This window comes from Pseudomonas sp. NPDC085632, assembly GCF_044541255.1.
Lineage (GTDB): Bacteria > Pseudomonadota > Gammaproteobacteria > Pseudomonadales > Pseudomonadaceae > Aquipseudomonas.
The window spans coordinates 1-21,190 of record NZ_JBITSX010000035.1 but is presented as its reverse complement, the minus strand read 5'-3'; the positions used below and the strand labels follow the sequence as shown (position 1 = coordinate 21,190).

The 21,190-nt window shown below is 61.3% G+C and carries 20 protein-coding genes and 1 pseudogene; 17 read left to right on the top strand and 4 right to left on the bottom strand.

Going from position 1 to position 21,190, the window contains the following annotated elements; genetic code table 11:
* Positions 1–15 precede the first annotated feature (15 nt).
* From ACIF4X_RS20165 to ACIF4X_RS20095, 15 genes are all read left to right on the top strand, one after another.
* The gene (locus ACIF4X_RS20165; protein WP_397483459.1) at positions 16–750 is read left to right on the top strand and encodes a glycosyltransferase family 2 protein; all 735 of its coding nucleotides are present in this window, start codon (positions 16–18) and stop codon (positions 748–750) included.
* A complete protein-coding gene (locus ACIF4X_RS20160) occupies positions 747–1,694 on the top strand; it encodes a glycosyl transferase (RefSeq protein WP_397483458.1) in 948 nt (315 codons plus the stop codon). Before ACIF4X_RS20165 ends, ACIF4X_RS20160 begins: the two co-directional genes overlap by 4 nt.
* Positions 1,675–3,219 (top strand): histidine ammonia-lyase, encoded by a 1,545-nt coding sequence (gene hutH / locus ACIF4X_RS20155; RefSeq protein WP_397483457.1) that lies wholly within the window; start codon positions 1,675–1,677, stop codon positions 3,217–3,219. Before ACIF4X_RS20160 ends, hutH begins: the two co-directional genes overlap by 20 nt.
* The gene (locus ACIF4X_RS20150) at positions 3,212–3,637 is read left to right on the top strand and encodes an acyl-CoA thioesterase (protein ID WP_397483456.1); all 426 of its coding nucleotides are present in this window, start codon (positions 3,212–3,214) and stop codon (positions 3,635–3,637) included. The genes hutH and ACIF4X_RS20150 overlap by 8 nt, the downstream gene beginning before the upstream one ends.
* Complete coding sequence (locus tag ACIF4X_RS20145; RefSeq protein WP_397483455.1) at positions 3,634–4,236, top strand: outer membrane lipoprotein carrier protein LolA; 603 nt, start codon at positions 3,634–3,636, stop codon at positions 4,234–4,236. Before ACIF4X_RS20150 ends, ACIF4X_RS20145 begins: the two co-directional genes overlap by 4 nt.
* Positions 4,220–6,559, top strand: a complete 2,340-nt coding sequence (locus ACIF4X_RS20140) for an MMPL family transporter (protein WP_397483454.1) — start codon at positions 4,220–4,222, stop codon at positions 6,557–6,559. The genes ACIF4X_RS20145 and ACIF4X_RS20140 overlap by 17 nt, the downstream gene beginning before the upstream one ends.
* Complete coding sequence (locus ACIF4X_RS20135) at positions 6,556–7,719, top strand: sodium:proton antiporter (protein ID WP_397483453.1); 1,164 nt, start codon at positions 6,556–6,558, stop codon at positions 7,717–7,719. Before ACIF4X_RS20140 ends, ACIF4X_RS20135 begins: the two co-directional genes overlap by 4 nt.
* Positions 7,706–8,953 carry an NAD(P)/FAD-dependent oxidoreductase gene (locus tag ACIF4X_RS20130; RefSeq protein WP_397483452.1) on the top strand — a complete coding sequence of 416 codons (1,248 nt, stop codon included), beginning with the start codon at positions 7,706–7,708 and terminating at the stop codon, positions 8,951–8,953. Before ACIF4X_RS20135 ends, ACIF4X_RS20130 begins: the two co-directional genes overlap by 14 nt.
* A complete protein-coding gene (locus ACIF4X_RS20125; RefSeq protein WP_397483451.1) occupies positions 8,950–9,675 on the top strand; it encodes a class I SAM-dependent methyltransferase in 726 nt (241 codons plus the stop codon). Before ACIF4X_RS20130 ends, ACIF4X_RS20125 begins: the two co-directional genes overlap by 4 nt.
* A gap of 140 nt (positions 9,676–9,815) precedes the next feature.
* Positions 9,816–10,283 carry a hypothetical protein gene (locus tag ACIF4X_RS20120; protein WP_397483450.1) on the top strand — a complete coding sequence of 156 codons (468 nt, stop codon included), beginning with the start codon at positions 9,816–9,818 and terminating at the stop codon, positions 10,281–10,283.
* Positions 10,280–11,476 (top strand): beta-ketoacyl-[acyl-carrier-protein] synthase family protein, encoded by a 1,197-nt coding sequence (locus tag ACIF4X_RS20115; RefSeq protein WP_397483449.1) that lies wholly within the window; start codon positions 10,280–10,282, stop codon positions 11,474–11,476. The genes ACIF4X_RS20120 and ACIF4X_RS20115 overlap by 4 nt, the downstream gene beginning before the upstream one ends.
* On the top strand, positions 11,473–11,937 hold the full coding sequence (locus ACIF4X_RS20110) for a hotdog family protein (protein ID WP_397483448.1): 465 nt from the start codon (positions 11,473–11,475) through the stop codon (positions 11,935–11,937). The genes ACIF4X_RS20115 and ACIF4X_RS20110 overlap by 4 nt, the downstream gene beginning before the upstream one ends.
* Entirely contained in the window at positions 11,930–12,658 is a 729-nt protein-coding gene (gene fabG, locus ACIF4X_RS20105; protein WP_397483447.1) for a 3-oxoacyl-ACP reductase FabG, read from the top strand. Before ACIF4X_RS20110 ends, fabG begins: the two co-directional genes overlap by 8 nt.
* Positions 12,658–13,884, top strand: coding sequence for a beta-ketoacyl-ACP synthase (locus tag ACIF4X_RS20100; protein WP_397483446.1), 1,227 nt, complete (start codon positions 12,658–12,660; stop codon positions 13,882–13,884). The genes fabG and ACIF4X_RS20100 overlap by 1 nt, the downstream gene beginning before the upstream one ends.
* A gap of 25 nt (positions 13,885–13,909) precedes the next feature.
* Positions 13,910–14,713, top strand: coding sequence for a hypothetical protein (locus tag ACIF4X_RS20095; RefSeq protein WP_397483445.1), 804 nt, complete (start codon positions 13,910–13,912; stop codon positions 14,711–14,713).
* Positions 14,714–14,926: 213 nt separating this feature from the next.
* On the opposite strand, the gene ACIF4X_RS20090 is transcribed toward ACIF4X_RS20095, so the two are convergent.
* Positions 14,927–15,310, bottom strand: a complete 384-nt coding sequence (locus tag ACIF4X_RS20090) for a type II toxin-antitoxin system PemK/MazF family toxin (protein WP_110719514.1) — start codon at positions 15,308–15,310, stop codon at positions 14,927–14,929.
* 216 nt (positions 15,311–15,526) lie between these two features.
* On the opposite strand from ACIF4X_RS20090, the gene ACIF4X_RS20085 reads away from it, so the two are divergent.
* A complete protein-coding gene (locus ACIF4X_RS20085) occupies positions 15,527–15,964 on the top strand; it encodes an excinuclease (protein WP_320413786.1) in 438 nt (145 codons plus the stop codon).
* 86 nt (positions 15,965–16,050) lie between these two features.
* On the opposite strand, the gene ACIF4X_RS20080 is transcribed toward ACIF4X_RS20085, so the two are convergent.
* Positions 16,051–16,947: a LysR family transcriptional regulator gene (locus ACIF4X_RS20080; RefSeq protein WP_116255738.1), complete on the bottom strand. Its 897-nt coding sequence runs from the start codon at positions 16,945–16,947 to the stop codon at positions 16,051–16,053.
* 118 nt (positions 16,948–17,065) lie between these two features.
* On the opposite strand from ACIF4X_RS20080, the gene ACIF4X_RS20075 reads away from it, so the two are divergent.
* The gene (locus tag ACIF4X_RS20075) at positions 17,066–18,340 is read left to right on the top strand and encodes an MFS transporter (RefSeq protein WP_397483444.1); all 1,275 of its coding nucleotides are present in this window, start codon (positions 17,066–17,068) and stop codon (positions 18,338–18,340) included.
* A 139-nt stretch (positions 18,341–18,479) separates the two neighbouring features.
* On the opposite strand, the gene hemE is transcribed toward ACIF4X_RS20075, so the two are convergent.
* The gene (gene hemE, locus ACIF4X_RS20070; RefSeq protein WP_322845625.1) at positions 18,480–19,547 is read right to left on the bottom strand and encodes a uroporphyrinogen decarboxylase; all 1,068 of its coding nucleotides are present in this window, start codon (positions 19,545–19,547) and stop codon (positions 18,480–18,482) included.
* Positions 19,548–19,794: 247 nt separating this feature from the next.
* A pseudogene (locus ACIF4X_RS20065) lies at positions 19,795–21,190 on the bottom strand (FAD-dependent oxidoreductase); the annotation flags it as partial.

Here is a 21,190-nt window from a genome sequence, read left to right as displayed (position 1 = left end):
CAATGGGGAACCGGTATGCATAACCCCTGCGCAGTGATCCCGGTTTACAACCACGAAACCGCGATTACCACCGTGGTCGACGCCCTGCTCGTCCAAGGCTTGCCGTGCATTCTGGTGGACGACGCCAGCACCCAATCCTGCGCGAAGGTGCTCGATACTCTGGCCGAACGCGACAAGGTGCATCTGGTACGCCTGACCGCCAATCAGGGCAAGGGCGGCGCAGTGATGACCGGCCTGCGCGAGGCCTCGTTACTGGGTTTCAGCCATGCGCTGCAGGTCGACGCCGACGGTCAGCACGATTTGCACGACGTAGCGCGTTTCGTCAATGAATCCCGCGCCCACCCCGAAGCGATGATCTGCGGTTATCCGCTGTTCGACGAAAGCGTGCCGAAAGGCCGTTTGTACGCGCGTTACCTGACCCACGTCATGGTCTGGATCAACACGCTGTCGCTGCAGATCCGCGATTCGATGTGCGGTTTTCGCGTCTATCCACTGGCCCCGACGCTGGCGGTGATCGACTCGGCGAAAGTCGGCAAACGCATGGATTTCGACTCGGACATTCTCGTGCGCCTGTCGTGGCGCAATCAGCCGATGCGCTGGCTGCAAACCAGCGTGCACTACCCGCTGGACGGTGTCTCGCACTTCCGTCTGTTCCACGACAACGCGCTGATTTCCAGCATGCACACGCGGCTGTTCCTCGGCATGTTGCTGCGCTTTCCGCTGATCCTCTGGCGGCGGTGGCGAGCATGACCAGCGAGACCGACAAGAAGCACTGGGCTGACCGCGAGGAACGCGGCAGCTTTCTGCTGATGAAATTCACCGCGTTCGCCGCCAAGGTCTTGGGACGACGCCTGCTCAGCCCGTTGCTGTACGGCATCGTCCTGTATTTTTTCCTGTTTGGCCGCACCGCGCGACACAGCGCCTGGCAATATCAGCAGCGTTTGGCGGCGTGGAGTCAGCGCGAAGATTTACACCCCACTCATTGGCGGGTGTTCGGTCAGTTCATGGCGTTCGCCGATTCGATGCTCGACAAGCTCGATGTGTGGAATGGCAAGTTGCGCATCGAACAGATCGAAATCATCGACCCGGCCCTGCTGCGCAATCAGTTGCGCGGCAGTCGCGGACAACTGCTGGTCGGCGCGCACCTGGGCAATCTGGAAGTCTGTCGCGCACTGGCGGAGATCGGCGAAAAGGTCACCATGAACGTGCTGGTACACACCAAGCACGCCGAGCAATTCAACCGTTTGCTGGGCGAGGCTGGAGCGACCAATCTGCGCCTGATTCAGGTCAGCGAACTCGACCCGGTGATCATGCTGCAACTGCACGAACGCCTGGAGCGCGGCGAGTGGCTGGCGATTGCCGGCGACCGCGTCCCTCTGCATGGCGGGCGCAGCGTAACCGTGGACTTTCTCGGCCATCCGGCGCCGTTCCCACAAGGCCCGTGGCTGCTCGCCGGCCTGCTCAAATGCCCGGTCAATCTGCTGATGTGCCTGAAACAGCCGGACGGTCACTATCGCCTGACTCTCGAGCCCTTCGCCGACGCCGTGGTGTGGAAGCGCAGCGAGCGCGAGCAGGTCATTCATCAGTGGGCCACCCGCTATGCGCAGCGCCTGAGTCACTATTGCCTCGAAGCGCCGCAACAATGGTTCAACTTTTACCCTTTCTGGAAGACCGATGACGACGCCAACCCATGAGCCGGTAACCTTCGGCGAACGCCCTTTGCGCATCGAAGACGTGCTGGCCCTGGCCAACCGTCAGGCGCCCGTGCAGTTGCAGAGCGACGCCGACTATCGCGAGCGCATCGCCAAAGGCGCGCGGTTTCTCGACTCGCTGCTGGACAAGGAAGGCGTTATCTACGGCGTCACCACCGGTTACGGTGATTCCTGCGTGGTCGCGGTGCCGCTGCATCACGTTGAAGCGTTGCCGCGTCACCTCTACACCTTCCACGGTTGCGGGCTGGGCAAACTGCTCGACGCGCAAGCCACCCGCGCGGTGCTGGCAGCGCGTTTGCAGTCGTTGTGCCACGGCGTGTCCGGGGTGCGCGTGGAGCTGCTGGAGCGTCTGCATGCCTTCCTCGAATACGACATTCTGCCGCTGATTCCGGAAGAAGGTTCAGTCGGCGCCAGCGGCGATCTGACGCCGCTGTCTTACGTCGCGGCAACGCTGTCCGGCGAGCGCGAAGTGATGTTCCGTGGCGAACGCCGTCAGGCCGCCGATGTGCATCGCGAACTCGGCTGGACACCGCTGGTGCTGCGCCCGAAGGAAGCGCTGGCGCTGATGAACGGCACCGCGGTGATGACCGGCCTTGCCTGCCTCGCTTTCGCCCGCGCCGACTATCTGCTGCAACTGGCCACGCGCATCACCGCGCTCAACGTGGTCGCGTTGCAGGGCAACCCGGAGCACTTCGACGAACGGCTGTTCGCGGCCAAACCGCATCCGGGGCAAATGCAGGTCGCCGCGTGGTTGCGCAAGGATCTGGCGATCGACGCGCCGACCGCGCCGCTGCATCGTCTGCAGGATCGCTACTCGCTGCGCTGCGCGCCGCACGTGCTCGGCGTGTTGGCCGACAGCCTGAACTGGCTGCGTTCGTTCATCGAAATCGAACTGAACAGCGCCAACGACAACCCGATCATCGACGCCGAAGCCGAGCGCGTTTTGCACGGTGGGCACTTCTACGGCGGGCATATCGCGTTCGCCATGGACAGCCTGAAAAACCTGGTGGCCAACGTCGCTGACCTGCTCGACCGGCAACTCGCGCTGCTGGTCGATGAGCGTTACAACCACGGTCTGCCGAGCAATCTCTCCGGTGCGCCGGCAGACCGGGCAATGATCAACCACGGTTTCAAAGCCGTGCAGATCGGCACCAGCGCCTGGACCGCCGAAGCGCTGAAAAATACCATGCCGGCCAGCGTCTTCTCGCGCTCCACCGAGTGCCACAACCAGGACAAAGTCAGCATGGGCACTATCGCCGCCCGCGATGCGATTCGTGTGCTGGAGCTGACCGAACAGGTCGCCGCCGCTACCCTGCTCGCCGCCAATCAAGGCGTGTGGCTGCGCGCTCAGGCCGAAGACGCGCGACCGCTGCCGCCATCGCTCGCTGCGATGCACGAAGAGTTGTCCAAAGACTTCCCGCCGGTCATCGAAGACCGCGCACTGGAAGGCGAATTGCGCCTGTGCCTGCAACGCATTGCCGCGCAACACTGGAGGCTGCATGCGTAGCGCCGGAGTGCTTCACGCCGACACGGAAATCCTCGTGCCGTTCTTCGACGTCGACACGATGCATGTCGTCTGGCACGGCCATTACGTCAAATACCTCGAAGTCGCGCGCTGTGCGCTGCTCGACACGATCGGCCACAACTACACACAGATGGTCGAATCCGGTTATGCCTGGCCGATCATCGACCTGCAACTGCGCTACGTGCGTGGCGCGGTGTTCGGTCAGCGCCTGAATGTGCGCGCCAGTCTGGTCGAGTGGGAAAACCGTCTGAAGATCAATTATCTGATCACCGACCTGCACAGCGGCGAACGCCTGACCCGCGCCAGCTCGGTGCAGGTTGCCGTCGAAGTGAGCAGCCGCGAGATGCAACTGGCTTCACCGAAGGTCTTCACCGATGCCGTGGAAAGGATGCTGCGATGAATGTTTTTTTTAAAAGTTTGAGCGCATTGGCGCTGCTGACGGTGTCGGCGCTGGCCAATGCTTTCGACCTGCAACAACTGAGCGAACAACTGGCGAAACCGGACGTGATCCACGGCCAGTTCACCCAGGAAAAACACCTGCGCGCCCTGCCCCAGCCGCTGACCAGCAAGGGCAGTTTTGTTCTGGCGAAAAACCACGGACTGCTCTGGCTGCTGAAAACGCCGCTGCAGCAGGACTACCGCATCAGCGCCAAGGGCATCGCACGCCGCGACGATAACGGCTGGCAGATGCTGCCGAACAAGAGTGCCGGTGCCGAGCAAAATCGCTTGTTTCTCGCCGTGCTGCAAGGCGACAGCAGTGGCCTGCAACGCGACTTCGAACTGGCGCTGAGTGGCGACGCGCAGCAGTGGAAACTCACGCTGACCCCGCGTTCGCTGCTGCTCAAGCAAGTGTTCAAACAGATCAACATCGACGGCGGCGCGCTGGTGCAGACCATCGAGCTGCTGGAAACCCAGGGCGACAGCACCGTGCTGCGCATGCAGGACAGCACCGCCGGGCAACCGTTGAGTGACGCGGAGCAACATGACTTTGCCGAGTGAACGCAGGCTGCCCTGGCTGTTTCTGATCCTGCTGCTGGCGGTCGTCGCACTGGCCGGTTGGCAGTGGCGCGACGGTGCGCCGCTGTCGGCGAACCTGATGGAACTGGTGCCCGGCACTAATCCGGACGCACTCGAACTGCGCGCCGAACAGCGCATGCAAGAGCCGCTCAACCGCGAGATGCTGGTGCTGGTCGGCCACGCCGATCGCCCGCAAGCCGTGGCCATGGCACAGACGCTGGGCGAGCAATGGCAAGCCAGCGGTCTGTTCGAAAAAGTGCAGTGGAACCTGCAAGCGGATCTGCCGGCCCTGCGCACGCAACTGCTGCAAGGTCGACTGGCGATGCTCTCGGCGGATGATCGGCAACTGCTGATCGAACACCCCGACGTGTTCATTCAGCAGCGCGTACAGGCCCTGTTCGACCCGTTCAGCGGTTTCAGTCTGGTGCCGAGTCAGGACGACTGGCTCGGCCTGACCGGGCGCATTCAGAACAGCCAGCCGCAGCACGGCTCGGTACAACTGGACATCGGCAGCGGCGCGTTGATCGCAGATGCCGACGGCAAGAGTTGGGTGCTGCTGCGCGCACGCACCACCGGCAATGCCTTCGATATGAACCTGCCGCTGCAAGTCGCCGCACTGCTGCAACACAGTCGCGAACAGGCCGCGAAATCCGACGTGCAACTGCTGGCCGCCAGCGGCTTGCTGTATGCGGCCAACGGTCAACAGCAAGCGACTCGTGAAATGACCTGGGTTGGCGGTGGCGCCACCGTCGGCATTCTGTTGCTGCTGTTGCTCGCGTTTCGCCGCTGGCGCGTGTTGCTGGCGTTCGTGCCGGTGCTGGTCGGCATGCTGTTCGGTGCGGTGGCGTGTGTGGCGCTGTTTGGCCATATGCATGTGATGACGCTGGTGCTCGGTTCCAGCCTGATCGGCGTGGCCGTGGATTATCCGCTGCATTATCTGTCGAAGAGCTGGAGCCTGAAGCCGTGGCGCAGCTGGCCCGCCTTGCGCCTGACGCTGTCCGGGCTGACCCTGAGCCTGATCACCAGCGCCATCGGTTATCTGGCGCTGGCGTGGACGCCGTTCCCGGCGCTGACGCAAATCGCGGTGTTCTCGGCCGCCGGGTTGCTCGGTGCCTATCTGTCGGCGGTGTGCCTGTTGCCGGCGCTGCTGAAAAACGTCGAACTGCGCCCCGCGCAATGGCCGCTGCATCTGGCCGAGCGCATGGTCGCGTTGCGCGAAAAACTCCTCGAACGCGTCCGCACACCGGTGTTGCTGGCACTGCTGATTGCCTTCTGCGTGGGCGGTCTGGTGCAGTTGCAAAGCAAGAATGACATCCGCCAATGGGTCGGTGCACCACAACGGCTTACCGATGAAGCGCAGACCATCGCGCGCATCACCGGCTATCAGCCCACCAGCCAGTTTTTCCTTGTGCGCGCCGACAATCAGCAGCAACTGCTCGAACGTCAGGCCGCGTTGAGCGAACGTCTGGAGCAGTTGGTCAACCTCGACAAGCTGCAAGGCTATCTGGCCCTCGATCAACTGGTGAGCCCGCCGAACCAGCAAGAACAGGTGCGCCAGGCGCTGAACAAACTGCCGCAACACTGGCAGCCACTGCTCGACCTCGGCGTGCCGCTCGCCGCGCTGCAAAGCGAATTGCAACAGCTGCAGACCGTGCCCGCCGAAGACATCGACGCGGCATTGGCCGGTCCACTTGGCGAGCCTTATCGCATGCTGTGGCTCGGCCCGAGCGAAGATGGCGTGGCGGCGATGACCAGCCTGCAAGGTTTTAACAACCCGGCGCTGTTGCGGGTGCAGGCGCTGGATTTGCCGGGGGTGATGTTGGTCGATCGCCTTGGTGAATTGAATGACGTCTTTGCGGCGACGCAAATCAGCGCTGCTGAACTGAAACTCGCCTCCTGTGCGTTGATCGTGCTGGTACTGATGTTGCCGTTCGGTCTCGGCGGTGCGCTGCGCATCGTCGCCCTGCCGTTGCTCGCCGCCCTGTGCAGTCTGGCCAGCCTTGGCTGGCTCGGTCAGCCGCTGACCCTGTTCAGCCTGTTCGGCCTGCTGCTGGTGACGGCGATCAGCGTCGATTACGCGATTCTCATGCGTGAGCAAGTGGGTGGCGCAGCGGTGAGCCTGCTCGGCACCTTGCTGGCCGCTGTGACGACGTGGCTGTCGTTCGGTCTGCTGGCGGTGTCCAGCACACCGGCGGTGAGCAACTTCGGCGTGTCGGTGAGCCTCGGTCTGGCGTTCAGTTTCATGCTGGCGCCGTGGGCCGGGCGTCACGAACACGCGACAGCAGTCGCGGAGCCAGCGGCATGATGGTCGTCGCTTTCTGGCTGCTGGCCATGGCGCTGTTCGCCGTGGCCACTCGTATTGGGCGCCACTTTGGTCTGATCCCGATTGTCAGCCAGTTGCTGCTGGCGAGCTTCGGCTTGCCGCTGCTGATGTATTTCTGGATCGAGCCGGGCTGGCAGCTCAGCGGTGCCGAACTGATCGCGCCAGACTGGCTGAAAAGCCTCTACAGCCTGAGTTTTGCCCTGCTGCTCGGGCACATTCTCAGTGATGTGATCGATCTGAAGCTGGACCGTCAAAGCGTGAAAATTGCGCTGCCGAGTTTTGTCGTGCCGTTTGCCTGTGGTCTTGCCGCTGCCTATTGGCTGCTGCCGGCGCAACCGTGGCTCAACTCACTGGCCATCGGTCTGGTGTTCGCGATTACCGCGATCCCGGTGCTGTACCTGTATCTGCGCCACATCGATTATCCGCCGGCCGCCGCTCGCCGCCTGGTGCAGACCGCGATCCTCATTGACCTGACCTGCTGGACGTTGTTCGGCCTCGCTCAAGGCAGTCTGCACCTGAGCAGTCTGTTGCTGCCGCTGGGCCTGGCGTGTGTGCCGTTGTTGATGCATCTGTTCGCTGTGCGCCGCCCGCTGACCTATAGCCTCGGGTTCTTTGCGCTGCTGGTGATGGCCGAGCATTACAAACTCAACGCGCTGATCTTCGGTATCGGCTATCTGCTGTGCATGGCCGCGCTGAAAGTGCCGCTGGTGCTGCCGTTGCCGGCGCGCTGGATGAACCGCTTGCAGACATGGCTGGCGATACCGCTGATTCTCACCTTCGGCATTGTGCAAATCGACATGCACAGTGCCCTCGCCAGCCTCGGCGCGGTGCAATGGGCGGCGCTGCTGCTGTTGCCGATTGCCAGTAAATTGCTTGGCAACTGGCTCGGCCTCGGCTGGGCTGGCGCTTCGTTCGAAGGCGCCAGCCGTTGGCGCGAAAGCGTGCTGCTGAACATTCGCGGCCTGAGCGAAATCGTCTTTCTCAATTTGCTGTTGCAACAACAACTCATCACACCGGCGCTGTACTTCGCGCTGATGCTGATGGGCCTGATCGCGACGCTACTACCGGCCCTCATCGGCCTGCATCGCGCACCGCGGGATATCCAATCCCACCTGCCCCGGAGTTCACGTGCCAATCGTTGAAATGGAATCCCGTCAGGTCGTGGTCATCGGTGCCGGCCCGTCCGGCGCCATCGCCGCTGCGCTGCTCAAGCGCAAGGGCCACGATGTGCTGGTGATCGAGCGCCAGCACTTCCCACGCTTTTCGATCGGCGAAAGCCTGCTCAGCCATTGCCTGGATTTCGTCGAAGAGGCCGGCATGCTCGACGCCGTCAACGCCGCCGGATTCCAGCGCAAGACCGGCGCCGCATTCGCCTGGGGTGAGCGTTACAGCGCCTTCGACTTCGCTGACACCTTTACCGGCGGCAAGCCGACCACGTTTCAGGTGCAACGCGCCGACTTCGACAAACTGCTGGCCGATCAAGCGGCGCTGCAAGGCGTGGAAATCCGCTACGGCGATGCCATCGTCAGCGTCGATTTCGACCGGGCGAAACCGCAGCTGGATGTGCGCCGCGAAGACGGCAGTGAATACCGTCTCGAAGCGGATTTCGTCCTCGATGCCAGCGGCTACGGCCGTGTGTTGTCGCGGCTGCTGGATCTGGAAGCGCCGTCGAACTTCCCAGTGCGTCAGGCGGTGTTCACCCACGTCGAAGATCACATCGACAACCCGGCATTCGACCGCGAAAAAATTCTCGTCACCACGCATCCGGAACATCGCGATATCTGGTTCTGGACGATCCCGTTCAGCAACGGCCGCTGCTCGGTGGGCGTGGTCGCGGCGCAAGAGCATTTCAACGGCCGCGACAGCGATCTGGATGCCTGCCTGCGCAGTTTCATCGCCGAAACCCCGAGCCTTGCTGGCGTACTCAACAACGCTGTGTGGGACACTCCGGCGCGCACACTCGGCGGTTACGCCGCCAATGTGAAAACCCTGCACGGGGCGGGCTTCGCCTTGCTCGGCAACGCGGCGGAATTTCTTGACCCGGTGTTCTCCTCCGGCGTGACCATCGCCATGCGCTCGGCAAGCATGGCCGCCGCCGTGCTGCACCGTCAGTTGCGAGGTGAAACGGTCGACTGGCAAAGCGAATTTGCCGAGCCGCTCAAGCGCGGCGTCGACACCTTCCGCTGCTACGTCGAGGGCTGGTATGCCGGCACTTTTCAAGACGTGATTTTTTATGAAGACAGTCAGGCGGAAATCCGTCGGATGATCTGCTCGATCCTCGCCGGTTATGCCTGGGATGAGCGCAACCCGTTCGTCAGCGAAGCACGCCGCCGCTTGAAGATGATTTCCGAACTTTGTGCAAAGGACGCCACATGAATTACTTGAGCGACAGCTACGTCGAGGAAACCCGCTTTGGTTTCTGGTTCCTGCGCAGCCACACCTGGCAGCACCATGTGTTGCGTGTCGCGATCAATGACTTGCGCGGGCTGTTCAGTGAAGCGCTGCCGGATCATCCTGTTTTGCTGGATGCCGGTTGCGGTCAGGGCAAGTCCTTCGGCCATCTGCGCCAGACCTTTGCGCCACAGCGTTTGATCGGCGTTGATGCCGACCCGCACAGCCTTGAATTGAGTGGCGAAGAAGCGGCGCGCCTGAATCTGAGCGTGGAACTGATCGGCAGCGATTGCGCGACGCTCAATGTGCCGGACGCCAGCGTTGATCTGCTGTTCTGCCACCAGACCTTTCATCATCTGGTCGAGCAGGAAAAGGCCTTGGCCGAGTTTTACCGGGTGCTGAAACCGGGGGGCTACCTGCTGTTCGCCGAGTCCACCGAGGCTTACATTGATACGTGGGTGATTCGCTGGTTGTTCCGTCATCCGATGCATGTGCAAAAGAGTGCGGCGCAGTACCTGGAGATGATTCGCGGGCAGGGGTTTGAGTTTGCCGAACGCAATGTCTCGTACCCGTATCTGTGGTGGAGCCGGTCGAAGGATTTTGGTTTGCTGGAGCGGTTTGGGGTGCGTAAGCCGAAGCCGTTTGGGCAGCGTGAGGAAACGCTGGTCAACGTGGTAGCGCGCAAGCCGCTGCAAGGTACTTTCTGATGCACAACTATCGACCTGCACACCCGAAACCCTGTGGGAGCTGGCTTGCCAGCGATAGCGGTGTGTCAGTCAACAAAAATGCTCGATGTGCCGGCACCATCGCTGGCAAGCCAGCTCCCACAAGGTTTGTGGCGTGGCTAATGTTGGTGGTATTTGTCCTCCTGAGTGGATGCGCCAGCCAGGCCCCGCTGCCTGCGAGCAACCCGACGTTGCCGCTGCCGCTGCAACTGCACATCGAACGCCAGCAAACCGGGCAACGCCAGGACTGGCTACTGGTGATCCAGCGCGAAGAGCCCGGCATTCGCTGGTCGATGATGGATCCGCTGGGCATTCCTCAGGCGCGTCAGCAACTGATCGACGGCCACTGGCAGGCCGATGGTCTGCTGCCGCCGAACCCGGAAGCCCGGGAATTGTTTGCTGCGCTGTTGTTCGCTCTGACGCCGTCCGACGAGCTGCTGCGCAATTACCCCGACGCTCAGCAACAGGGTCAGCAACGCTCTCTGTCAGCGCGCTGGGATATCCGTTATTCACAACCGTTGAGCTTCGAATTGAATCTGCCTCAAGGCCCGCACTATCGCGTTTCTCCGCTGGGTGAACCGACGCCATGACCGCTTACCTGAATGCCCTCGGCGTAATTTGCGCGCTGGGCCGCGACAAGTCCGAAGTCGCGCGCAACCTGTTCGCCGGCGACGGCTCGGGCATGCGCCGCGAGTCCGGCTGGGTGGCGGAACGTGAGTTGCCGGTGGCCGCCGTCCAGGGCGAACTGACGCCGATCCCGGCAGCGCTCGCCGATCAGCGCAGCCGCAATAATCAGCTGTTGCTGGAGGCGGCGTTGCAGGTTCGCGATGACATCGATCAAGCGATCCGGACCTTTGGCCGCGACCGCATCGGCGTGGTCCTCGGCACCAGCACCTCGGGCATCGACGAGGCCAGCCGTGGCCTGGCGCACTATATTCGCGAGCAACAGTTCCCGGCCGAATATGATTACCGTCAGCAGGAACTCGGCGCGCCGGCCAACTTCCTCGCCGACTGGCTGCAACTGAGCGGCCCGGCCTATGTGATTTCCACGGCGTGCACCTCCAGTGCCCGGGCACTGATGAGCGCTCAGCGTTTGCTCGATCTGGGCCTGTGCGACGCGGTGCTGTGTGGCGGCGTCGACAGTCTGTGCAAACTGACCCTCAACGGTTTCTCGTCACTCGAAGCGATGTCCGACGAACGCTGCAATCCGTTCTCGGCCAACCGCAGCGGCATCAACATCGGCGAGGCTGCGGTGCTGTTCGTCATGAGCAAGCAACCCGGTGACGGCCCGGCTATTGCCTTGCTCGGCGCCGGTGCCAGCTCCGACGCGCATCATATTTCCGCCCCTGAACCGACCGGGCGCGGCGCTCTGCAAGCGATGCAGAAAGCCTTGAACCGCGCGCACCTGCAAGCAACGCAGATCAATTACCTGAACCTGCACGGCACCGCCACCCAACACAACGATGCCATGGAAAGTCTGGCGGTTGCCACGCTGTTCCCCGCAGGCGTGGCTTGTTCATCGACCAAGCCGATGACCGGCCACACCCTTGGCGCGGCCGGTGCGCTGGAAGCGGCGTTCTGCTGGTTGAGCCTGAGCGCCGAAAACCCCGCCCACGCCTTGCCGCCACACGTCTGGGACGCTCAGCCCGATCCTGCGCTGCCACCGCTGAACTGGGTGACCGCCAGCGCGCGCCTGACGTCCATTGCACCCCGCTACCTGATGAGCAACTCGTTTGCCTTTGGCGGCAACAACGTCAGCCTGATTATCGGAGACGCCCCATGACTGATTGGCCGCTCGCCGAACTGCTGCCCCATGCGGGCGACATGATTCTGATCGACAGCATCTCAAGCTTTGACGATGAGCAGATTTACACCCGCCTCACGGTCAAGCCTGATGGCCTGTTCAATTTGCCCGACGGCAGCCTGCCAGCCTGGATCGGCATCGAACTGATGGCGCAGAGCGTCGCCGCGTTTGCCGGTTGCCACGCGCGCCAGAAAGGCAACCCGGTGGAGCTGGGTTTTCTGCTCGGCACGCGCAAGTTCGAGTGCAACGTCGACGCCTTCCCCGCCGGCAGCGAACTGACCATTCATGGTCTGCGCTCGCTGGAAGATGAAAACGGCATGGGCGTGTTCGAATGCCATATCAATGGCGATGGCATCCACGCCAGCGCTCGGCTGAATGTGTTCCGTCCGCCTCAGGTCAATCAATATCTGCAACAGACAAAGGAGTCGAACGATGACTGAATCCGTACTGGTCACCGGCTCCAGCCGTGGTATCGGCCGCGCCATTGCCTTGCGCCTCGCGCAGGCAGGGCATGACATCGTCCTGCATTGCCGCAGCGGCGTGACTGAAGCGAAAGCCGTCCAGGCCGAAATCCAAGCACTGGGGCGCAAGGCGCGCATCCTGCAATTCGACGTCGCCGACCGCGAAACCTGCAAAGCCATTCTTGAAGCCGACGTCGAAACCCACGGCGCCTATTACGGCGTGGTGTTGAACGCCGGGCTGACCCGCGACGGCGCGTTCCCAGCTCTGACTGACGACGATTGGGACGTGGTGTTGCGCACCAACCTCGACGGTTTCTACAACGTTCTGCACCCGGTGATGATGCCGATGATCCGCCGCCGTGCTGCCGGTCGCATTGTCTGCATCACGTCCGTGTCGGGGTTGATCGGCAACCGTGGCCAAGTCAATTACAGCGCTTCCAAGGCCGGCGTGATCGGCGCGGCAAAGGCGTTGGCGATCGAGCTGGGCAAGCGCAAAATCACCGTTAACTGCGTTGCCCCGGGCCTGATCGACACGGCGATGCTCGATGAAAACGTGCCGGTGGAAGAACTGATGAAAATGATCCCAGCGCAACGCATGGGCACCCCGGAAGAGGTGGCCAGTGCGGTGAATTTCCTGATGTCGGCGGAAGCCTCGTACATCACCCGCCAGGTCCTGGCGGTCAACGGAGGCTTGTGCTGATGAAGCGCGTCGTCGTCACCGGCATGGCCGGCATTACCTCGCTGGGCAGCGACTGGGAGACCATCGCCGGTAACTTTGCAGCCAATCGCAGCGGCATCCGCCGGATGGACGAGTGGGATCGTTTCAGCGAACTCAACACCCGCCTGGCCGGGCCGATCGATGACTTTGCCGTGCCTGCGCACTGGACCCGCAAGCAATTGCGCAGCATGGGCCGGGTGTCGCGGCTGGCGGTTCGTGCGGCAGAAAACGCCCTGGCTGACGCTGGTTTGCTCGGTGACGAATCGATCAAGGATGGGCGGATGGGCGTCGCATGCGGCTCGTCCACTGGCAGCACCGATGAGATCAAAGCGTTCGGCAACATGCTGCTCAACTCCGTGGCCGAAGGCCTCAACGCCAACTCTTACGTGCGGATGATGCCGCACACCACCGCCGCCAACATCAGCATCTTCTTTGGCCTGACCGGACGGCTGATCCCGACGTCGAGCGCCTGCACCAGCGGCAGTCAGGGCATCGGTTACGCCTACGAGGCGATCAAGTTCGGCCGCCTGCCTTTGATGCTCGCCGGCGGCGCCGAAGAGCTGTGCCCGACCGAAGCCATGGTCTTCGACGCGCTCTATGCCACCAGTTTGAAAAACGATGCGCCGCAAACCAGCCCACGTCCGTACGACAAGGGCCGCGATGGTCTGGTGATCGGTGAAGGTGGCGGCATGCTGGTGCTCGAAGAGCTGGAACACGCCCTCGCCCGCGGTGCGCATATCCACGCCGAGATCGTCGGCTTCGGCAGCAACGCCGACGGCCAGCACACCACGCGCCCGGAACAACTGACCATGCGCCGCGCCATGGAACTGGCGCTGGAAGACGCCGACCTGACGCCGGACGCCATCGGTTACGTAAATGGTCACGGCACCGCTACAGAACAGGGCGACATTGCCGAAACACTGGCAACCAGCAGTTTGTTCGGCGAACGCATGCCGATCAGCTCGCAGAAGAGCTTTCTCGGCCACACCCTCGGCGCCTGCGGCGCGCTGGAGTCGTGGTTCAGCATCGAGATGATGAACCGCGACCTGTACGTGCACACGTTCAACCTCGACGAGGTCGATCCGCACTGCGGCAAACTCGATTACCTGCGCGGCGAATTCCGCCAGATGCATCACGACTACGTGATGAACAACAATTTCGCTTTTGGTGGCGTCAACACCTCGTTGATTTTCCGCCGCTGGCACTGACCGCAACACCTTTGGAGTGAAGGGAATGACTCAGTTTCACCGCATCGCCGCTCTGTTGGCACTGTTTTTTGTGCTCGGCGGCTGCACCAGCAAACCGGTTTACAACGCCAAGGAAGAGTTCTCGCCCAACCTCGGCTTCACCCAGCAACAGATGAGCCGTGCCATCGTCACCGCGCTCAACGACCGCCAATGGGTGGTGCAATCGGTACGTCCGGGCATGATCAAAGCGGCGATCACCGTGCGCGGTCGCCATCACGCCGAAGTCGATATTCCGTTCACCCCGACCTCGTTCGAAATCGACTACCGCAGCAGCTACGGCCTCGACGCCAAGGACGGCAAGATCCACGGTAACTACAACCGCTGGGTCAACCGCCTGCGCGACAACGTCCTCAAAGAACTGTCGATCAACCCGGACATCGAGTTCGTCAACGACCTGGGCATCGTCAAACAGGGCGCCGACGAGCCGACTTACCTGAGCTTCCGCGAAGGCGTCAAACGCGCCACCGACGCCGGCCTGCTCGACGGCAGCGTGAAGTTCTATCTGGCCGGCGAAGCTTTGCCGAAACAGGTGCGCAAACTCGACACCGTGAGCAGTAGCCGCAAGACCAACGGCTCGAACAAGTCCGACGAAGACGCCTGCTTCTGGGCCCTGCAATCGGCTCTGGCAACCTTGCAGAACGCCGCGAAAAAAGCCGATGCCAACGCGGTGATCAACATCGCCAGCGTCGACCAGCGCGATCTGTACAAAGACACTGAGAAATTCCAGTGCCGTGCCGGGCTGGTGGTGTCGAGCGTAGCGTTGCGCGGGGATTTGGCGCACGTGGATTGATGGGATTGTAGAAACGACAAAGGGCGCCATTCGGCGCCCTTTCACAAACAGGTTGGCTTGTCATCACCGATTACCTGTCTGGCTCTACGATGGCTGGTCACCCAGGATCCTTAGAGTCTCACAAGCCCCTTGCGGGAACGCTCGCAGTATTGCCCGAATCATCAATCCGGACAACGGCTGGCGTTTGGCCTCACTGCGCCACTTTTGCAGCCATTACAGCCCAAGCGCCCGCCTGACTGCGGCTTTAACGGCGCAGAACTCTTCTGTTTCAAGGTGTGAGATCAGATAGACGCGCTTTCCTTCACGATCTCTGCTTTTGATTCGGTCCAGTCGGGAAAGGCTGACAGTGGCCACCATATCGCACTTCGCCCAACAGATCGGGCTGGCGCCTTGAAGATGGCTGGAGAGTTCGTAATGGTGATCAAGTAAGCAATCCGGCGCAGTAGTACTCAGCGGCACGACCGTCACCAACATACTGTTGGTTCTGTGTTTGCGTATTACGACAACGGGCCTGACCTTGACCATTTCAGGTACTTCATAACCTCTGAAATCGCAGATCAAAACACTACCTTCCTTGGGCTGGTATCGAAGTGGCATCCATGGCACTCACTTAAAGAAATCGATTCTGCGCAAGAAAACAAACACTCGCTAAAACAGTTCGTAACCGCAAATGTGGTGAACACGGCTGCACAAGCTGAACACTCGCCGCACAGCATCTACACTCGCTCATGCAGGCCATCAATACGCCTGTCAGAACGGCGGGCCCGGTCGGTCGAGCACTCGCGGTTCTCTTTCACCGTCAAGGAGATGACCATGCAAGTGAAAGCCCTGATCGCCGCTGCGCTTTTCGCGCTACTGCCCAGCGCCAGCCACGCCACCAATCTGATGTACATGCCCTTCGAAACCGTGCTGTCGGACGCGATTCGCGCCGGGCGGCTGGATGGCAGTGTGAAGTTCTATCTGCTCGGCAATGGCCCGCAGGGGACTCAGCAGTTGCTGCGCAGCGGGGTAGTCAGTGATTTGAAGACCAATGGTTTCAACAAGAGTGATCACGATTCCTGCGAGTGGGTATTGCAGTCAAATCTGATCAAATTGCAGGCCGATGCCAAGCGGGTCGGGGCGAATGCGGTGGTCAATATCGTCAGTTACTACGACCAGCATGTGCGCAAGGATTTGAATACGTATGAATGCAGGGCGGGGATCTTTGTGACGCGGGTGGCGTTGAAGGGGGATTTGGTGCGGTTGCCCTAACGGCAAGATCAAAAGATCGCAGCCTTCGGCAGCTCCTACTATGGAATTCGGGTCTCCCTCTAGGAGCTGCCGAAGCCTGCGATCTTTTAAGCAGACTCGACCTTGCGCGTAAGAAGGTCGACAAACGCCTTGGCCATCGGCGATTTCTGATCCTTGCGCTGCACCAGCCACACCGCAGACACCGCTTCCGGATCGAGCAACGGTCGGTAGACCACGCCGTCGATGCGCATCCGCTGATAAGACGCTGGCAGCACCGAAACCCCCAACCCCGCTGCGACCAGACCGATGATGGTCATCGCCTCCCCCGCCTCTTGCGCAAAGTGCGGGCTGAACCCGGCATCACGGGCCAGACTCAGCAATTGCGCATACAGCCCGCTGCCGTAACTGCGCGGAAAGAACACGAACGGCTCCAGCGCCAGCGCCGAGAGGAACAAGCCCTCCTCCGACCCCTGCGCCAGTGGATGCTTGGAACCGAGCACGGCGACCAACGGTTCGCGCATCAACTCCACCACACTCAACGAATCCGGCAAACCCAGCGGACGCATGATGCCCACCTCGATCGACTCATCCACCAGGCCTTCGGCAACTTGCGTACTGCTCATCTCGCGAAGGTTGAGATGCACCGCCGGAAAGCGCTGGCGAAAGGCAAAGATCGCTTGGGGAATCGTCGAGTTGAACGGTGCCGAAGAGGTAAAGCCAATTTTCAACTCGCCCAGTTCACCCAATTGCGCACGCCGGGCAACATCCGCAGCTTTGTCGACCTGAGCCAGCACCAAGCGCGCCTCTTCCAGAAACAATCGCCCCGCCTCACTCAGTTCGACCCGACGATTGGTCCGCTCGAAAAGCCGCGCGCCAACCTCTTGCTCCAGCGCCTGAATCTGTTGGCTCAGCGGCGGCTGCGAGATGCCCAGCACCTGCGCGGCACGGCCGAAATGCAGTTCTTCAGCGACGGCGATGAAGTAGCGCAGATGACGCAATTCCATGAAAACTCCATTAGGTCGTTAAAGCTATCAAACAGGTCGAACAATATATTGGATAGAAACATTAGCCAGCTATATGATTTTTTCATTGCCTGCCTGGCTGTACCCTCCGAGGTCTGACGTGAAAACTGCTGTTGCGCCCCTTGCCCATGAAGTCCCGCCTGCTGCAGCCGACGATGTCGTCGCCGAGCTACAAGAGATCTACATCGAAAAAGGCACGCCGATGTTCATGCGCACGGTGCTGGCGCTATTCAGCGGCGGCTTCGCGACGTTCGCCCTGCTCTATTGCGTGCAGCCGATGATGCCGCTGTTGTCCCACGAGTACGGAATCAACGCGGCGCAAAGCAGCCTGATCCTCTCGGTGGCCACCGGCATGCTCGCCATCGGCCTGCTGATCACCGGGCCGATTTCCGATCGGGTCGGGCGCAAACCGGTGATGGTCGCGGCGTTGTTTGCGGCGGCGCTGTGCACCATGGCCAGCGCGATGATGCCGAGCTGGCACGGCGTGCTGATCATGCGGGCGTTGATCGGCCTGTCGTTGAGTGGGCTGGCAGCGGTGGCAATGACCTACCTGAGTGAGGAGATTCATCCACAGCACATCGGTTTGGCGATGGGTCTGTACATCGGCGGCAACGCGATTGGCGGGATGAGCGGGCGATTGATCACCGGTGTGTTGATCGACTTCGTCAGTTGGCACACCGCAATGCTGGTGATCGGTGGTCTGGCGATGATCGCCGCAGCGGTGTTCTGGAAGATCCTCCCGGAGTCACGCAACTTCCGATCGCGTTCACTGCACCCGCGCAGCCTGCTCGACGGTTTCACCATGCACTTTCGCGATGCTGGTCTGCCGTTGTTGTTTCTTGAGGCATTCGTGCTGATGGGCGCGTTCGTCACGCTGTTCAACTACATCGGCTATCGCTTGCTGGCGGCGCCGTACAACCTCGATCAGGTGTTCGTGGGCTTGCTGTCGGTGGTGTACCTGTCGGGGATCTATAGCTCGGCGAAGATCGGTTCGCTGGCGGACAAACTGGGCCGACGCAAAGTGCTGTGGGCAACCATTGCGTTGATGTTTGCCGGCTTGGCTTTAACGATGTTTACGCCTTTGCTGCTGGTGATTGTCGGCATGTTGATTTTCACCTTTGGCTTCTTTGGCGCGCATTCAGTGGCGAGTAGCTGGATCGGTCGACGCGCGACCAAGGCCAAGGGGCAGGCGTCGTCGTTGTATCTGTTCAGCTATTACGCAGGGTCGAGCATCGCCGGGACGGCGGGCGGGGTGTTCTGGCATCTCGGCGGGTGGAACGGGATTGGTTTGTTTATCGGTTCGTTGTTGCTGATCGCGCTGCTGGTGGCGTTGAAGCTGGCGAAGTTGCCGCCTCTCGGTGGTGTCAAAGCCTGAAAGCAAAAGATCGCAGCCTTCGGCAGCTCCTACATTAATCCCATGTTGGAGCTGCCGAAGGCTGCGATCTTTTGATCTTGAAAAAACGCCCGGCATAAGCCGGGCGTTTTGTTTTCTGTTATTTAGAGCTGTGTGGCGATCACTCGTGATACTGCGCCGACAGTTCATGCACCGCGCGCAGGAACGCACCGGCGTGCTCCGGATCAACCTCAGGCGTGATGCCATGGCCGAGGTTGAACACGTGGCCGCTGCCCTTGCCGTAGCTGGCCAGAATGCGCCCGACTTCCGTGCGGATCGCTTCCGGTTTGGCGTACAACACGGTTGGGTCCATGTTGCCTTGCAGCGCAACCTTGTCGCCGACACGGGCGCGGGCGTTGCCGATGTCGCAGGTCCAGTCCAGACCCAGTGCGTCAGCGCCAGCCTCGGCGATGCTTTCCAGCCACAGGCCGCCATTTTTGGTGAAGAGGATCACCGGCACTTTGCGACCGTCGTGCTCGCGGATCAGGCCGCTGACGATTTTCTTCATGTAGGCCAGCGAGAATTCCTGGTATGCCGCCGCCGACAGGTTGCCGCCCCAGGTATCGAAGATCTGCACCGCTTGCGCGCCGGCCATGATCTGGCCGTTGAGGTACGAGGTCACCGACTGCGCCAGTTTATCCAGCAGCAGGTGCATGGCTTGCGGGTTGTCATAGAGCATGGCTTTGGTCTTGCGGAAGTCTTTCGACGAGCCGCCTTCAACCATGTAGGTCGCCAGGGTCCAGGGGCTGCCGGAGAAGCCGATCAACGGCACACGACCGTTCAGCTCGCGACGGATGGTGCTGACCGCGTCCATGACGTAGCCAAGGTCTTTGTGCGGATCAGGGATCGGCAGGGCTTCGATATCAGCCATCGTGCTGACGACTTTCTTGAAACGCGGACCTTCACCGGTCTCGAAGTACAGGCCTTGGCCCATGGCATCGGGGATGGTGAGGATGTCGGAAAACAGGATCGCCGCGTCCAGTTGTGGATAGCGGTCGAGCGGTTGCATGGTGACTTCGCAGGCGAATTCCGGATTCATGCACAGGCTCATGAAATCACCGGCCTGGGCGCGGCTGGCGCGGTATTCCGGCAGGTAGCGGCCGGCCTGGCGCATCATCCACACCGGGGTGACGTCAACGGGTTGCTTGAGCAGGGCGCGGAGGAAACGGTCGTTCTTCAGGGCAGTCATGTCGGCATCCGGAAAAAAAGTGCGGGCATTTTCTCAGAGCGCGACGCAAAAGGCACGGATGCAGGTCAGCCTTTTGTCTATCGGGTCAATTTATTACGTTGGAATGCAGATTTTGCAACACCACAAAACACTGTGGGAGCTGGCTTGCCAGCGATGCGGACGCCTCGGTGTGCCAGATTAACCGAGGTGATGCTATCGCTGGCAAGCCAGCTCCCACAGGTATTGCATTGCAGTCAGCTAGACGGGATCAGACGCCCAGGTAATCAAGGATCCCTTCGGCGGCGTTGCGGCCTTCGAAGATCGCCGTTACCACCAGGTCGGAACCGCGCACCATGTCGCCACCGGCAAAGATTTTCGGGTTGCTGGTCTGGTGCTTGTACTGACCTTGCTCAGGCGCGACAACGCGGCCCTGGCTGTCGGTCTGGATCTCGAACTGCTCGAACCACGGCGCCGGGCTCGGGCGGAAACCGAACGCGATGACCACGGCGTCGGCCGGGATGATCTCTTCGGAACCCGGGATCGGCTCAGGGCTGCGACGGCCACGGGCGTCCGGTTCGCCGAGACGGGTCTCGACCACTTTGACGCCTTCGACCTTGTCTTCACCGACGATCGCGATCGGCTGGCGGTTGTAGAGGAATTTCACGCCTTCTTCCTTGGCGTTCTTCACCTCTTTGCGCGAGCCGGGCATGTTCGCTTCGTCACGACGATAAGCGCAGGTCACCGACTTGGCGCCCTGACGTATCGAGGTACGGTTGCAGTCCATCGCCGTGTCGCCGCCGCCGAGGACCACAACCTTCTTGCCTTTCATGTCGACGAAATCTTCCGGCGACTTTTCAAAGCCAAGGTTGCGGTTGACGTTGGCGATCAGGAAGTCCAGCGCGTCATAAACGCCCGGCAGATCCTCACCGGCAAAACCGCCCTTCATGTAGGTGTAAGTGCCCATGCCCATGAACACCGCATCGTACTCGGCGAGCAGTTGTTCCATGGTCACGTCTTTGCCGACTTCGGTGTTCAAACGGAACTCGATGCCCATGCCGGTGAAAACTTCGCGACGATTGCTCAGCACGGTCTTTTCCAGCTTGAACTCGGGGATACCGAAGGTCAGCAGACCGCCGATTTCCGGGTTCTTGTCGAACACCACCGGAGTCACGCCGCCACGCACCAGCACGTCGGCACAACCCAGGCCCGCCGGGCCCGCGCCGATGATCGCAACACGTTTGCCGGTCGGTTTGACTTTGGACATGTCCGGGCGCCAGCCCATGGCGAATGCGGTGTCGGTGATGTATTTCTCGACCGAACCGATGGTCACCGCGCCGAAACCATCGTTAAGGGTGCAGGCACCCTCGCACAGACGATCCTGCGGGCACACGCGGCCGCAGACTTCCGGCAAGGTGTTGGTCTGGTGCGACAGCTCGGCGGCCTGAAGGATGTTGCCTTCGGCCACCAGCTTCAGCCAGTTCGGAATGAAGTTGTGCACCGGGCACTTCCATTCGCAATACGGGTTGCCGCAACCCAGGCAGCGGTGGGCCTTATCGGCCGACTGCTGGGGTTTGAACGGTTCTTAGATTTCGACGAACTCTTTCTTTCGTTGACGCAACAGTTTCTTCTTCGGATCTTTGCGCCCGACATCGATGAACTGGAAG

What these genes read in the sequence shown, in the direction of transcription:
- ACIF4X_RS20085 (WP_320413786.1), top strand. Translation starts at nt 15,527, where the DNA reads ATGCAAGTGAAAGCCCTGATCGCCGCTGCGCTTTTCGCGCTACTGCCC.
- ACIF4X_RS20095 (WP_397483445.1), top strand. Translation starts at nt 13,910, where the DNA reads ATGACTCAGTTTCACCGCATCGCCGCTCTGTTGGCACTGTTTTTTGTG.
- ACIF4X_RS20125 (WP_397483451.1), top strand. Translation starts at nt 8,950, where the DNA reads ATGAATTACTTGAGCGACAGCTACGTCGAGGAAACCCGCTTTGGTTTC.
- fabG (WP_397483447.1), top strand. Translation starts at nt 11,930, where the DNA reads ATGACTGAATCCGTACTGGTCACCGGCTCCAGCCGTGGTATCGGCCGC.
- hutH (WP_397483457.1), top strand. Translation starts at nt 1,675, where the DNA reads ATGACGACGCCAACCCATGAGCCGGTAACCTTCGGCGAACGCCCTTTG.
- ACIF4X_RS20165 (WP_397483459.1), top strand. Translation starts at nt 16, where the DNA reads ATGCATAACCCCTGCGCAGTGATCCCGGTTTACAACCACGAAACCGCG.
- hemE (WP_322845625.1), bottom strand. Translation starts at nt 19,547, where the DNA reads ATGACTGCCCTGAAGAACGACCGTTTCCTCCGCGCCCTGCTCAAGCAA.
- ACIF4X_RS20120 (WP_397483450.1), top strand. Translation starts at nt 9,816, where the DNA reads ATGTTGGTGGTATTTGTCCTCCTGAGTGGATGCGCCAGCCAGGCCCCG.
- ACIF4X_RS20115 (WP_397483449.1), top strand. Translation starts at nt 10,280, where the DNA reads ATGACCGCTTACCTGAATGCCCTCGGCGTAATTTGCGCGCTGGGCCGC.
- ACIF4X_RS20135 (WP_397483453.1), top strand. Translation starts at nt 6,556, where the DNA reads ATGATGGTCGTCGCTTTCTGGCTGCTGGCCATGGCGCTGTTCGCCGTG.
- ACIF4X_RS20090 (WP_110719514.1), bottom strand. Translation starts at nt 15,310, where the DNA reads ATGCCACTTCGATACCAGCCCAAGGAAGGTAGTGTTTTGATCTGCGAT.
- ACIF4X_RS20080 (WP_116255738.1), bottom strand. Translation starts at nt 16,947, where the DNA reads ATGGAATTGCGTCATCTGCGCTACTTCATCGCCGTCGCTGAAGAACTG.
- ACIF4X_RS20160 (WP_397483458.1), top strand. Translation starts at nt 747, where the DNA reads ATGACCAGCGAGACCGACAAGAAGCACTGGGCTGACCGCGAGGAACGC.
- ACIF4X_RS20150 (WP_397483456.1), top strand. Translation starts at nt 3,212, where the DNA reads ATGCGTAGCGCCGGAGTGCTTCACGCCGACACGGAAATCCTCGTGCCG.
- ACIF4X_RS20100 (WP_397483446.1), top strand. Translation starts at nt 12,658, where the DNA reads ATGAAGCGCGTCGTCGTCACCGGCATGGCCGGCATTACCTCGCTGGGC.
- ACIF4X_RS20145 (WP_397483455.1), top strand. Translation starts at nt 3,634, where the DNA reads ATGAATGTTTTTTTTAAAAGTTTGAGCGCATTGGCGCTGCTGACGGTG.
- ACIF4X_RS20140 (WP_397483454.1), top strand. Translation starts at nt 4,220, where the DNA reads ATGACTTTGCCGAGTGAACGCAGGCTGCCCTGGCTGTTTCTGATCCTG.
- ACIF4X_RS20110 (WP_397483448.1), top strand. Translation starts at nt 11,473, where the DNA reads ATGACTGATTGGCCGCTCGCCGAACTGCTGCCCCATGCGGGCGACATG.